We start from the raw sequence: 14,346 nt of genomic DNA, 5'->3' as shown, positions 1-14,346 counted from the left end.
GTACCGGTGCGCGGCGAACCGCGCACCGGTACCACTTCCCGGCCATCGACCTCGACCGGCCGGGACGCTCAGGCCTGCCGCCGCACGGCGATGACCACCGCGCCCAGGACGCACGCGACGGCGGCGGTGACGTAGGCGAGGTGGTAGCCGGCGAGCTGGTCCCCGCTGGTCGCCGCGACCAGAACCATCACCGCCACGCCCGCACTGGCGCCGATCTGCTGCGTCACGACGTTCACCGCGCCGGCGACGGCGTGCTGCCGTTCCGGGACACCGGAGAGGCCGGCGGACGTCATCGAGGGGAAGTTCAGCCCCTGGCCGATGCCGCTGACCACCAGACCGGGCAGCACGTGCAGCACGTAGCTGCCGTCCTGCGGCGTGCCCAGCCACAGCCCCGTACCCACACCGATCAGGACGAGGCCGACGGCCATCAGCGTTCGCGGGGAGTACGCGGCCAGCAGGCGACCGGTGGCGAAGTTGGCGGTGAGGAACACGGCCAGGGACATGGGCACCAGCGCGACACCGGACTCGAAGGGCGAGTAGTGCAGCATGCCCTGCAGGTACAGCGGCGCGAAGAACAGCATCCCGACCGAGCCCATGTACTGGAGGAACGCCGCCAGGCTCGCCTCCCGGACCGAGCCGATCCGGAAGAGGCCGAGCGGAAGCACCGGGTCGGCGGTGCGGTGCTCCCGCACGACGAACAGCACCAGGGAGACCACCGCGGCGCAGAGGATGATCCACGCCGTCGCGCCGCCGCTGCTCACGCCGACGACGAGCAGCGTGAGGCCGAGCGTGCCCGTGATCGCGCCGGGCAGGTCCAGCCGACCGCGGTGCCCGGCACCGTCGGGCAGTCCGATGCGCGTCGCGGCCAGTACGCCGAGTCCCAGCAGCACCGAGAACCACAGCACCGAACGCCAGCCGAAGAACTCGGTCAGGACGCCGCCCAGCAGGACCCCGCCGCTGAAGCTCGCGGCGCCGACGGCCGCGTACACCCCGAAGGCCCGGTTGCGCGCCGGGCCGGCCGGGAACGTGTCGGTGAGCAGGGCCAGCGCGGCCGGCCCGGACAGGGCGGCGCCGATGCCCTGGACGGCGCGCGCCCCCAGCAGCGTCGCGGTGTTCGGGGCCACCGCCCCGACCAGCGCGGACACGGTGAACAGGGCGACACCGACCTCGAACACCCGCCGCCGCCCGAGCACATCGGCCAGCCGGCCACCCACCAGCAGGAAGCCGGCGAACGTGACGGCGTAGGCGGTCATGACCCACTGGAGCGTGGTTTCGTCGAGGTGGAAGCGCTCTCCGACGGACGGCAGGGCGGCGTTGAGCACTCCGAGACCGCTCACGTCCAGTGCGAGCGCCCCGGCCAGCACCCCGAGCGCCAGCCCCGGCCGGCTGACCCGCTCGATCGCGGTGTCGGTCATGCGGGCCTGCCCGCGAGGTCGCGGCCGGCGAGTGCCCGGCCAGGGGGGTCGCTTCGCCGCGGCCGGGTGGACGGCACACGGCACTGCGGGAAACGCCCGGCTAAGGAGCTGTCGGCATTGTCCGATGCTGCATCAAGTTTCTCAACTGCCATGCGGCCAGCTTGCATTGGTCGCTCATCCGCTGTCCACCCCGCCCGGCGCGCATGATACCGGCAGTGCTCGCTCCGCGGAATCATTCGCCCACCATCGACCGGAGCCCGACGGCAGCGGGCGAGGCGCCGCCGAGCCGGGGCGCCTTCGCCCCTGGTGCGGACCGCCGCGGTCGGGGCGGCTGATTTCGGCCGCGGGGCCGGCGATTCCGCACATCCGTCCCACCCGAGGAGATCGAATCGGACACTTTGGCGATCAAATCCCGCCACCGCTTCAACCGGCCCTCGAAGTGCGCAATCCTGTAGTCGATGCACTCGTAGTCGGTACACCTCTGCGCACCACGGGCGGATGACAGAGACCAGCGCTGCGCAATCCCCGGCAGCGGAATTGCCTGGCAGGCCGATCGGCAGGAGCCGCACGCGTCGGCGAGAATTCCACAGTGAGCCGCTGATTGGTGAGTCGCCGATGTGCGATCACTCGAACAACCCCGAAGCCCCTGACCCTCACCCTGCATTGCCGCGTCGCGCGGTCGGCACTTCGAGCCCTTCTTCCTGCCACGAGAGGAGCAGCGTTGCCCGACCGCAAGCCCATTCATGACATGTCCAGGCCCAGGGTCTCGCCGGCCGGACGCCCGGCGCCCCAGACGCGCACCCAGGCGGCCCAGGGACGGTTCGACCACGACATTGACCGCGCGCACCCTGGCCCCGAACTGCCGAAGAAGGCTGCGAGCGCGCACCGGATCCGGCCTCCCGGTCCTTGACGGGAACGACGCACAGAACCAATCATCGAGGGGTTCATCGCCGGCAGCCGGAACGAGCCGTGCCGGCAGGGTGAAACGGCGTCGCCCGAACCGTGGTTCCCGCCCGCTTCACCGGATTTCCCGTTCGCTCTGAACGCGGAGACCGAAAACGCCGCTCCCGTCCTCACGCCGCCCGCCGGCTCCACCGCGACAATCGGTGCGGCGAGAGGTCCTTCACGCCTCGATCCGCCCCTTTTCGGCTGCCCGGACATCAACCTACCCCCCCCCGCTGGCCTGCCGTGAAGCTCCACCGTCCTTTCCATCCGCCCTGCTGAGGGAGTCGCCATGCCCCAAGAGCGCGCAGCGCGAGACATATCCGCCGTAACGGATTTCCTGCTATCCCGTTTTGCCGAGCTGATGGACCTGTCCGCGAACTCGGTGGACCGCTGGGCGCCGATGCACCGGTACGGGCTGGACTCGTTGAAGTCGGTGAACCTCGCGGCCTCCCTGTCCGAGTTCCTCGGCTGGCAGGTCCCGGCCACCTGGATGTGGCAGTACCCGACCGTCGACGGGCTGGCCCGCGCCCTCGTCGACGGTCCGCGTGCCGCGGAGCCCGCCCCGGGCGCCGAGCGCCGCAAGCCCTCGCACGAGCCCGTCGCGATCGTGGGCATCGGCTGCCGGTTCCCCGGAGGACCGGACCCGTCCTCGTTCTGGCGGCTGCTGGTCGAGGGCGGCGACGCCGTCGGGCCGGTGCCGGCCGCGCGCCGCGATCTCCTGAACGACCGGGTGCGCTGGGGCGGGTTCATCGACGGCATCGACCGGTTCGATCCGCTGTTCTTCGGCATCTCGCCCCGCGAAGCCGTCCAGATGGACCCTCAGCAGCGCCTGATCCTGGAGTTGTCCTGGGAGGCCCTGGAGGACGCGGGCATCGCGCCGCACAGCCTCGTCGGCAGCGACACCGGCGTGTTCATGGCCTCCTGTTGGGGCGACTACGCCGCCCTGGCGCACTACCGCGGCCCCGACAGCCAGATCACCCCGCACACCGCGACCGGCATGCACGACGGGATCATCGCCAACCGCGTCTCCTACATCCTCGGCCTGCAGGGGCCGAGCATGGCCATCGACGCCGCCTGCGCCGGATCGCTGGTGTCGGTGCACGTGGGATGCCAGTCGATCCAGCTGGGCGAGAGCGACCTGGTACTGGCCGGTGGCGTGAACCTGAGCTTCGTCTCCGACTACTACACCGCCATGGACCAGATGGGCGCACTCGCCCCGGACGGCCGCTGCAAGTCGTTCGACGCCCGCGCCAACGGCTACGTCCGCGGTGAGGGCGCCGGCGTGGTCGTGCTCGCTCCGCTGAGCGTGGCGCTGGAGCGCGACCTTCCGGTGTACTGCCTGATCAAGGGCAGCTCCTCCAACAACGACGGTCTGAGCAACGGCATGACGGCGCCCAACCCCCAGGCGCAGGAGAAGATGCTCCGCACCGCGTACCAGCGGGCGGGCATCGCACCGCACCTCGTGGACTACGTCGAGTGCCACGGCTCCGCTACGCCGCTCGGCGACCCGATCGAGGCCAACGCCATCGGCGCGGTCCTGGGCGGCGACCGTGCGGAGCCGCTGCGGCTCGGCTCCGTCAAGTCCAACGTCGGGCACCTGGAGGCGGCCGCCGGCATCGTCGGCCTGGTCAAGCTCGCGATGTCGATGCGCAACGGCGTGCTGCCGCCGAGCCTGCACTACAGCGCGCCGAACCCGCAGATCATGTTCGACGAGTACAACCTGACCGTCCAGGACCGGCTGACGCCGTGGCCGCGGCGGTCCGACGCCCGCCGCGGTGGCGTCAGCTCGTTCGGGTTCGGCGGCGCGATCTGTCACGTGGCCGTCGAGGAACTGCCGCGCCCCGAGGCCTCGCTCCTCCTGCTGGCCGCGGGCTCCCCCGAGGCGCTGGCCGAGCAGGCCCGGGCGCTGCGCGACGGGAACGACCTGCGCGCGCTCTGCCGCCGGACGCCCGGCGACGGCCCGTTCCGGCTCGCGGCCACGGCCCGCGACATGGCCGAACTCCGCACCGGTCTCGACGCGTTCGGCAGCGGCACGCCCGCCCCCGGACTGAGCGTCGGGGAGAAGACCGACGGCAGGCCGCGGGTGGCGTTCCTGTTCTCCGGCAACGGCTCGCAGTGGGTGGGCATGGGCCGGCAACTGCTCGCCGGCCTGCCCGTGTTCCGCCGGTCCATGATGAAGTCCGACCGGCGGATGCGGGAGCTGCTGGGCTTCTCGCTCGTCGAGCAGCTGCTGTCCCCCGAGGGCCGCCTCGACGACATGGACGTGTTCCAGCCGCTGCTGTTCTCCCTCCAGGTCGCGCTGGCCGAGACCTGGCGCTCGCTGGGGGTGGAACCGGACGTCGTCCTGGGACAGAGCGTCGGCGAGTTCGCCGCCTCCCACGTCGCCGGCGCGCTCGACTTCGACGACGCCTCCCGCCTGGCCGCCCACCACGGCCGGCTCCTCCAGCAGCTGGCCGTGGGACGCGGCGAGGGCATCGTGGTGATGACCCCCGCGGACGAGGTCCGGCCCCATCTGACCGGCGGGCTCACCGTCTCCGGCTACAACGGCCTGAACTCCACCCTGGTCACCGGCACACCGCAGGAGATCGACGACCTCGTCCGGCGGCTGACCGAAGCGGGCGTCACCAACCACCGGGTGCGGATGGGCCACGCCCCGCACTCGTCGCTGGTCGACCACGTCCTCGCCCCGCTGAAGGTCGAACTGGAGGGCATCCGGCCGCGGACCACCCGCATCCCGATGATCTCGACGGTCACCGGCGAACTCGTCGACGGCGCGGAGCTCGGGCCGGACTACTGGGCGGACAACCTGCGCCGCGAGATCCGGGTGGTCGACGCCCTGACGAACCTGCGCGACCACGACATCGACGCGGTGATCGAGCTCAGCCCGCACCCCGTCCTGCTCAAGTCGGTGTCGGAGATCCTGCCGGCGGCCACCCTGCCCTCGCTCCGGCGCGGCGCCGACGAAGCCTCGACCCTGCTCGGCTCACTCGGTGCCCTGTACACCGCCGGGCTTCCCGTCGCGGCCCACCCCTTCCTGGCCGGCGACCGGGGACGGCACGTCGCGCCGAGCCCGGGCGACGCCGCGGCCGGCGAGCAGCTGCACCTCGTGCCCGTCACGGCCCGCACCACGGGCGCGCTGGCCGACACCTGCCGCGAGCTGTCCAACCACCTCGAACGCGACCCGGGCCTGCGGGTCTGCGACCTCGCCTACACCCTCGCCGCCAGGCGCACCCATCACAGCCACCGGATCGCGCTGTTCGCCCGCAACCGGCAGGACGTCCTGGACGGGCTCGCCCGGGTCGCCGCCGGCCAGTCGCACCCCGACGTCGTCACCGGCACGGTCTCCGGCAGCACCGACCGCCGGGTGGCGCTGGTGTTCTCCGGCGGCGGCACCCAGTGGGTCGGCATGGGCCGGGAGCTGCTGCGCTCGCACGCCGGCTTCCGCACCTGGATGAACGCCTGCGACGCCGCCGTGCGCGCGGCCGGCGGTTTCTCGGTGCTCGACCACCTCGCCGCCCCCGCGGAGGAGGCCAGGTACGAGGAGATGGACTTCCAGCAGCCGGTGCTGTTCGCCCTCCAGGTCTCGCTGGCGAAGGTCTGGCTCGAACTGGGCATCGAGCCGGCGGCCGTCGTCGGGCACAGCCTGGGCGAGGTCGCGGCCGCCTGCGTGGCCGGGGCGCTGTCCCTGGAGGACGCCGCCCGCGTCGTGGTCGCCCGCTCGCACCTGCTGGAGCGCAAGGCCGACGAGGGCGCCATGATCTCGGTCGACCTGCCGGAGGAGGAACTGCAGCCGCGGCTCGCCCCCTACGCGCAGCACGCCGCCATCGCCGTGGTCAACAGCCCCACCAGCGCGGCGGTCTCCGGCTCGCCCGAGGCCGTCGACGCCCTGGAGGCGGACCTCCGGCGGGACGGGATCTCGGTCCGGAGGATCCGGGTCGAACGGCCGGTGCACAGCCCCGGCATGGACCCGCTGATCCGGCCGCTGCGCGAGAGCATCGAGGGCATCACCCCGCTGACGCCGGCCATCCCCTTCCACTCCACGGCGCTGGCCGACACGGTGAACCCGGTCGCCGACGTCGACTACTGGGTGCACAACCTGCGCAACCAGGTCCGGTTCGCCGAGACGATCGGTGCGCTGGTCGACCGGGGCGTCTCCACCTTCATCGAGATCGGCCCGCACGAGACGCTGCGCGGCGCGGTCGAGGAGATCGGGCTGTCCCGCGGTGCCCAGGTGCACGCGGTCAACTCGCTGCGGCGCGAGGAGAGCGACGTCCGCTGCCTGCTGGGCGCCGCCGCCTCGCTGTACGTCAGGGGCCTGCCGCTGACCTTCGACCCGCTGTTCGCCGACGACGTCGAGGTCGTGGAGACCCCGCTCGTCCAGTGGCAGAAGGACCGCTACTGGATCGACACCGAGCCCCGCCGCGAACCCGCACCGGCCCCGGCCCCCGTCGAAACCGTGCCCGTGGCCGCGGCCGTGGCCGCGGCCGCGGCCGCTCCGGTGGAGACGCAGCCGGTGGCGCAGCGGCCGGTGGCGGAGGTCGTCCTCGCCGAACTCGCCGACGCGCTGGGCGTGCCGGTGAGCAGGTTCGACACGGCCGCCGGCCTGCGGGACTTCGGCCTCGACTCGATGCTGGCGATCCGCCTCGTCAACAAGATGCAGGCACTGTTCGGGCACCGGGTGTCGCCGGTGGTGTTCCTGGACGGCCGCTCGATCTCCGAGGTCGTCGGTCACTTCGTCGAGATCACCGGTGGACCGGCCGCGCCCGCGACAGCCACCCAGGCACCCCAGGCACCGGTCACGGCGGCCCGGCCCGCCCCGGCCCCGGCCCTCGGGGCCGAGCAGATCCGGTCGTTCCTGGAGGACCTGTCCGAACTGGACGCCGAGGAGCTGGTCGAGGAACTGGACGCGCGCGGGCTGCTGGAGGCCACCGACGCACCGGCGTTGGAGCAGCTCCGGGCCGAGGGCCTCGGTCTCCGGGTGGCGCCGGCCTCGCACGGCCAGGCCTCGCTGTGGTTCATGCAGATGGTCGCGCCGGACGCCGTGCCCTACAACTTCATGGTGACCGCCCGGATCCGCACCGCGGTCGACGAGGACGCGCTGGAGCGCGCCGTCCAGGCCGTGCTGGACCGACACCCCGCACTGCGCACCGTCTTCGTCGAGGCGGGCGGCAGCCCGTACCAGGTCATCCTGGACGAACCGGTGTACGAGTTCCTCGTGGTGGACACCTCCGGCCTGGACGACGAACAGGCCCGCGAGGAACTGGCCCAGTACGGGCACGAGCCGCTCGACATGGACAACGGGCCGCTCGTGCGGATCGTCCTCATGAGGCGCGGGCCGGCGGACCACTACCTGCTGGTGCTCGTCCACCACATCGCGTCGGACGCGGCGTCGGCCGACGTCATGATCCGCGAACTCCAGGAGTACTACGAAGGCGCCGACCCCGCCCGCAGCGCGCCGGTCGCCCCGTACACCGAGTTCGTCGAGTGGGAGCGGCAGTGGCTGGCCGGACCGGCGGCCGACGCGGCCCTGGACTGGTGGTCGCGGAAGCTGGCCGACCCGCCCGCCCACCTCGACCTCTCCAGCAAGGAGCGGCCGCCGGGCGTCACCTACGAGGGCCGCGACATCGCGTTCCGCTGGAGCGCCGAGGAGACGCGCCTGCTGCGCGAGTTCGCGGTGCGCGAGGGCGTGTCGATCAGCACCGTCGTCCTGGCCGGGTTCTTCGCCACGCTCAACCGCGCGGCCGGGACCGAGGACTCGGTGCTGGCCACCGCCATCGCCCAACGGGCCGAGCCCGGCTGGGAATCCGCCATCGGCTACTACCTCAACACCGTGCTGGTACGCGCGAACCCCGCCGGCGACCGCAGCTTCCGCGAACTGCTGCACGAGGTCCACGCCTTCTCGCTCGGCCTCCTGGAGCACATGAACTACCCCCTCGACCTGCTGGCCTCCCAGCTGAAGCCGCCGCGGGCCGAGGGCCGCTCCCCGTGGTTCGACGTGGTGGTGAACTGGCTGTCCTCGGACGCGTTCCCCCGCTCCGTCAAGCTCTTCCACGGCGTCGGCGAAACCCTCACGCCGGACGGCGCGCTGCCGCTCGAACCGCTTCAGGTGCGCAGGCACCTCGCCAAGTTCGACCTCGAAATCTCGATGGCCGACATCGACGGCAGGGTGGCCGGCCACGTCCAGTTCAAACCGAGCTACCTGGAAAGGCAGACCGTGACGGCACTGCTCGCGCTGTACCGCACCGTGCTCTTCGACTCGATCGCCCGACCCGACCTGGCCCTCGGCGACATCGCGTCGACCGGCCTCCCCGAGGAGACGGACCGGTGACCGAAACCCTGCACTCCGAGTTCATCGCCCAGGCGGTCAAGAACCCCGACGCGACCGCCGTCTACTCCGACGCCGGCGTCCTGACCTACGGCGAACTGAATGAGCGGTCCCGGGTGCTGGCCGAGCGGCTCGTCGCCGACGGCGCGGGCCCCGGCGTCCCCGTCGGCATCTGCGTCGAGCGCACCCCCGACCTGCTCGTCGCCGTCCTGGCGGCCCTGCGCGCCGGGTCCTGCTACCTGCCGCTGGACCCGAACTACCCCGCCGACCGGCTGACCTTCATGGTCCAGGACAGCGGGACCCGCCTGCTGCTCACCACGCCCGCGTCCCGGGCCGGTTGCCCGACCGGCCCGACCGTGGTCGTGCTCGGGGAGGGCGTGACGACCGAGCCCGGCGCGAAGCCGGTGGCGGTCGTGCCCGAGGACACCGCGTACGTCATCTACACCTCCGGCTCCACCGGCAGGCCCAAGGGCGTGGCCGTCCGGCACGCCGGCGCGGTGGCGATGCTCGCCGAGATGGACCGCGTCCTGGAGGGCTGCGACCTGAGCGGAGTCTCGGCGGCGAGCTCGGTCTGCTTCGACCTGTCCGTGATGGAGATCTTCAACGCGCTGTGCCGCGGCGGCGCCGTCGTGCTCGTCGAGAGCGCCGTGCACCTGCCGGAGAGCCGGTACGTGGACCGGATCACCCATCTGAGCGTCGTTCCCTCCGTCATGAACGGCCTGCTCGACGCCGGCGCCCTGCCCCCGAACGTGCGCTCCATCGTGTTCGGCGGCGAGGCGCTGCGCCGCAAGCTGGTGGACCGGGCCTACCGGGAGACCGGCGCCACCCGGGTGTTCAACGCCTACGGCCCCACCGAGGGCACCGTCTTCTGCTCGTTCGGGCTGGTGCCCGAGCACGGGACCGACGAGCCGACGATCGGGCCGCCGACCACCACCGACCTGGTCTACGTGCTCGACGGGAACCTGCGGCCGCTCCCGCCCGGCGAGTCCGGCGAGCTCTACCTCGGCGGCGTCGGCCTCGCGCACGGCTACGTCAACCGGCCGCGCACCACGGCCGAGCGGTTCGTGCCGGACCCGTTCCGCAGCGGCGAGCGGATGTACCGCACCGGGGACGTCGTCCGGTTCACCGAGGACGGCGAACTCCGGTTCCTCGGCCGCTCCGACCACCAGGTCAAGCTGCGCGGCTACCGGATCGAACTGGAGGAGGTCGAGGCCCGGCTGACCGGGTGCCCCGAGGTCCGGGAGGCCGCCGCCGCCGTCCAGGGCAACCGGCTGGTCGGCTACGTCGTGCCCGCGGGCGACGACGCGCCGCAGGACGGGCCCCGGCTGGACCCCGCGCTCCAGAGCGCCATCACCGGCAGGCTCGCCGTCGAACTGCCCGACTACATGGTGCCCGCGACGCTCGTCTTCCTGCCCGCCCTCCCGCTGGGCCCGGGCGGCAAGCTCGACCGCAACGCGCTGCCCGAGCCGCCGGCCGCCGACACCGACGGGCCGCTGACGGCCGCCAGTACGCCGACCGAGGTCGCGCTGTCGGAGATCTGGGGCCAGCTGCTCGACCTCGAACCGTCCACCATCGACGTGCAGTCCGCCTTCTACGACCTCGGCGGCGACTCGCTGCTGCTCGTCCGCCTCGCCCGGCTGATGACCCGGCGCTTCGACCGCCGCGTCCGGGTGCCCGACCTCTTCAGCTTCCGCGACATCGCCTCCCTCGCCCGCTGGCTCGACGACGACAGCGGCGCCACCCCCGAGGTGGTCCAGTCGGCCCGCGAGCGCGCCGGCGCCCGGCGTGCCGCGCTGCGCGGCCGCGGCACCGGCCGCTGAGTCACCCTCCACCCGACACGAAGCAGGAGCTTCCCCATGACCGACAGCCCCGAGCAGGAGTACGACCCGGGTGACGTGGCCGTCATCGGCATGTCCCTACGGGCTCCCGGAGCCCGCACCAAGGAACAGTTCTGGGACGTCCTCGTCAACGGCCGGGAGACCGTGTCCTTCCTGGCCAAGGACGACATCCACGTCGACGAGACCCTGATCCACAGCCCGTTCTACGTGCGGGCCTGCGGCGTGCTCGACACGTACGACAAGTTCGACCCGTCGGTGTTCGGCATCAGCGACCGGATGGCGGCCGCGATGACCCCGGAGAACCGGCTGTTCCTGGAGAGCGCCTGGGAGTCGTTGGAGGACGGCAGCTACGACCCGGACCGGCTCAAGGCCGAGATCGGCATGTACGGCGCCAACAACCCGCAGACCGCCGCGCTCTACAGCTCCCCGCCGGACCGGGTGTCGGTCGGCCCCGAGGCGATCGAGGCCAGCCTGGCGTGGTCGCCGGACACCATGACCTCCAACGCGCTGTACTACATGGGGCTCACCGGCGAGGCCGTCACCGTCGCCACCGCCTGTGCGGGCTTCCACTACGCGGTGCACTTGGCCTGTCAGTCGCTCCTGCTCGGCCAGAGCGACATGGCGATCGCCGGCGGCGCGATGGTCCGCCTGCCGCACCCCCGCGGTCACCTGTGGGAGGAGAACCGCATCCTGTCGAAGGACGGCCACTGCCGCCCGTTCGACGCCAACGGCACCGGCACGGCGCTGTCCAGCGGTGTCGTCACCGTGCTGTTGAAGCCGCTGGGCCGGGCCGTCGCCGACCGCGACCACGTCTACGCCGTGGTCAGGGGCTCGGCCGTCAACAACAACGGCGTCAGCGCGATGGCGTACGGCCTGGCCCAGCCCGAGCGGCTGAGCGCGTGCATCGCCGCCGCCATGGAGGTGGGCGGCGTCACCCCGGACACCGTCTCCATGTACGAGGCCAACGGTCTCGGCCTGCCGATGACCGACGAGCTCGAAGTGCACGCGGCGACCATGGCCTTCGGGAAGCAGACCGCGACCACCTCGATCGGCGGGGTCAAGGGCAACGTCGGCCACGGCGGCGTGGTGTCGGGCGGCTTCGGTGCGATCAAGGCCGCGCTGGCCCTGTACCACAAGACGCTCCCGGCGACGATCAACCTCACGGAGGTCAACCAGGACCTCGACTTCCCCAGCACCCCCTTCGTGCCGCAGATCGAAGGCGCGCACTGGGAGCCGGAGGCCGGCATCCGCCGCGCCGGCATCACCTCGATCGGCGGCGGCGGCTACAACGCGCACCTGCTGCTGGAGGAGGCGCCGGCCGTCGCCGAGCGCGCCCCCGAGGACGAGGGCAGGCCGCGGCTGGCGACCCTGTCCGCCCTGGACGACGACGCGCTGGCCCGTCAGCGCACCCGGCTCCGGGACTGGCTGGAGGCCGACCCCGGCCTGCGCCTGGACGACGTCTGCTTCACCCTCAACCTGGGCCGCAAGGTGATGGGCCGCCGGTGGGCGGCCGTGGTCCGCAGCCGCGAGGAGCTGATCGCGGCACTGGCCGACGACGCCCGCGGCCCGGTCACCACGACCGCCGCCGCCCCGCAGACGGACCCGGGTTCCTTCTCGCTCGACGACAACGGGATCGTGCCGTCCGGCCGGGACGTGCGGGCCCTGTCCGACCTGGCCGCCGCCTGGGTGACCGGCCGGCAGGTGGACTTCGACGCCCTGCACCTCGGGGAGGCCAGCCGCCGCGTGCCGCTGCCCACCTACCCGTTCCAGCCCCGCCGGTTCTGGCGTACGGACTGGTGACCATGAGCACTCCGGCACTGGACACCCTGGACCTGGGCGACCCGGCCACGTTCGCGGACCACGACCTCGACGGGTTCTGGCGCACCCTGCGGGACACCGCGCCGATGCACTGGAACCCTCCGGCCGGCGGCCGCCGCGGCTTCTGGGTGCTCTCCCGCTACGACGACATCATGGCCACCTACCGGGACAACGTGAACTTCACGTCCGAGCGCGGCAACGTGCTCGTCACCCTCCTGGAGGGCGGCGACGCCGGGGCCGGCCGGATGCTGGCCGTCACCGACGGGCCCCGGCACCTGGAGCTGCGCAAGATCCTCCAGCGGGTGCTCTCACCGAGGGTGCTCGACGAGGTCGCGCAGGCGGTCCGGCTCAACACCCGGCAGTGGATCCGCGAGGCGGTCGAGTCCGGCGGCTGCGACTTCGCGGAGCAGATCGCCGGCCGGATCCCGATGACCACGATCTCGAACCTGCTCGGCGTGCCCGAACGGGACCGGGACTACCTGCTCTCCCTGACCAAGACCGCGCTGTCGGCCGACGACGAGGACGTCGACGAGGTCGACTCCGAGATGGCCCGCAACGAGATCCTGATGTACTTCATGGACATCGTCGAGGAGCGGCGCGAGTCGCCCGGCGACGACGTGATCAGCATGCTGATCGCCAGCTCCATCGACGGTGTGCCGCTGTCCGACGAGGACGTCGTGCTCAACTGCTACAGCCTGATCATCGGCGGCGACGAGACCAGCCGGCTGACGATGATCGACTGCGTCCGCACGCTCGCGGCCCGGCCCGAGCAGTGGCGGCGGCTCAAGCACGGCGAGGTCGCGGTCGAGACCGCCGTGGAGGAGGTGCTGCGCTGGGCATCGCCCACGATGCACTTCGGGCGCAGCGTCGAACGGGAGACCGAACTGCACGGCGTACGGCTGCGGCCGGGCGAGATCGTCACGCTCTGGCACGCCTCCGGCAACCGGGACGAACGGGTCTTCGCGCGGCCCGAGGTGTTCGACCTCGGCCGCACCCCCAACAAGCACCTGGCCTTCGGCTACGGCCCGCACTTCTGTGTGGGCTCGTACCTGGCCAAGGTGGAGATCGCCGAACTCCTCAAGGCCCTGCGGGACTTCACCCTCGGCTTCGAGCAGACCGCCGCGGCGCTGCCGATCCGGTCCAACTTCCTGACCGGGTTCTCCACCATGCCGGTGCGCTTCCGACCCGACCACTCCGGACTGAAGGAGTGCGGATGAACATCTACATGTCAGGACAAGGGGCGTTCGCGGTGCAGGTCGCGGAAGCCCTCCTGGACAAGGGGCACAAGATCGCCGGTGCGGCCGCGCCCCGGCTGCGCAAGGGCAAGTCCGACGAGAGCGACGCGATGTCCTGGGACCGCCTGCGCGCCTGGGCGTTCCCCCGGGACATCCCCTGGACGGACTCGGCCGAACTGCGCGCGATGCACATCCCGGACGGGGTGGACGTCATCGTCGCCGCGCACTCGCACGCCTTCCTCGGCCGCCAGACCCGCGCCAGGGCCGGCATCGCCACCATCGGCTACCACCCCAGCCTGCTGCCGCTGCACCGCGGCCGGGACGCGATCCGGTGGACGATCCGCGACGGCGACAAGGTGACCGGCGGGAGCGTCTACCACCTGACCGAGCGCACCGACGGCGGCCCGCTCGCCGCCCAGGAGCACCTGTTCGTGCCCCCGGGCTCGACCGCGCAGAGCCTGTGGCGCGACCACCTGGCGCCGCTCGGCGTGCGGCTGCTGCTGAAGGTGGTCGACGACCTCGCCGCGGACCGGCGGATCGAGGTCCCCCAGGACGAGAAGCTCGCGACCTGGGAGCCCGCGATGGACACCCAGCCGCTGTTCAAGCCCGAACTCATCGCCCTGCCCGGGTCGGTGCAGGTCGAGAGCCACACGTGGGCACTTCACGAAGAGTGACGGCCGCGCGGTGAAAGCCGCGCGGTGACGGCCGTCGCGGCGGTCGCGCGGCGACGGCCTTCCGACCCGCAAACGCCGGTGGCCCGCACACAACTC

At 72.3% G+C, this 14,346-nt stretch carries 6 protein-coding genes; 5 read left to right on the top strand and 1 reads right to left on the bottom strand.

Annotated elements, in window-relative coordinates:
* Positions 1-68: 68 nt before the first annotated feature.
* Complete coding sequence (locus tag ACFU7Y_RS25175; RefSeq protein ID WP_380769733.1) at positions 69-1,415, bottom strand: MFS transporter; 1,347 nt, start codon at positions 1,413-1,415, stop codon at positions 69-71.
* A 1,234-nt stretch (positions 1,416-2,649) separates the two neighbouring features.
* Between ACFU7Y_RS25175 and ACFU7Y_RS25170 the strand changes: the two genes are divergently transcribed.
* From ACFU7Y_RS25170 to ACFU7Y_RS25150, 5 genes are read left to right on the top strand one after another with little or no spacing between them, the layout of a single operon-like run.
* Positions 2,650-8,688, top strand: a complete 6,039-nt coding sequence (locus tag ACFU7Y_RS25170) for an acyltransferase domain-containing protein (protein ID WP_380769732.1) — start codon at positions 2,650-2,652, stop codon at positions 8,686-8,688.
* On the top strand, positions 8,685-10,505 hold the full coding sequence (locus ACFU7Y_RS25165) for an amino acid adenylation domain-containing protein (RefSeq protein ID WP_224273638.1): 1,821 nt from the start codon (positions 8,685-8,687) through the stop codon (positions 10,503-10,505). The genes ACFU7Y_RS25170 and ACFU7Y_RS25165 overlap by 4 nt, the downstream gene beginning before the upstream one ends.
* 36 nt (positions 10,506-10,541) lie before the next feature.
* A complete protein-coding gene (locus tag ACFU7Y_RS25160; RefSeq protein WP_380769731.1) occupies positions 10,542-12,323 on the top strand; it encodes a beta-ketoacyl synthase N-terminal-like domain-containing protein in 1,782 nt (593 codons plus the stop codon).
* Entirely contained in the window at positions 12,320-13,558 is a 1,239-nt protein-coding gene (locus ACFU7Y_RS25155; protein ID WP_380769730.1) for a cytochrome P450, read from the top strand. Before ACFU7Y_RS25160 ends, ACFU7Y_RS25155 begins: the two co-directional genes overlap by 4 nt.
* On the top strand, positions 13,555-14,250 hold the full coding sequence (locus ACFU7Y_RS25150; protein WP_224273644.1) for a formyltransferase family protein: 696 nt from the start codon (positions 13,555-13,557) through the stop codon (positions 14,248-14,250). The genes ACFU7Y_RS25155 and ACFU7Y_RS25150 overlap by 4 nt, the downstream gene beginning before the upstream one ends.
* Positions 14,251-14,346: the final 96 nt, after the last annotated feature.

Source organism: Kitasatospora sp. NPDC057542, assembly GCF_042801945.1.
GTDB lineage: Bacteria > Actinomycetota > Actinomycetes > Streptomycetales > Streptomycetaceae > Kitasatospora.
Note: the sequence above shows the minus strand (reverse complement) of the source record. Positions and strands in the feature narration are given on the sequence as shown.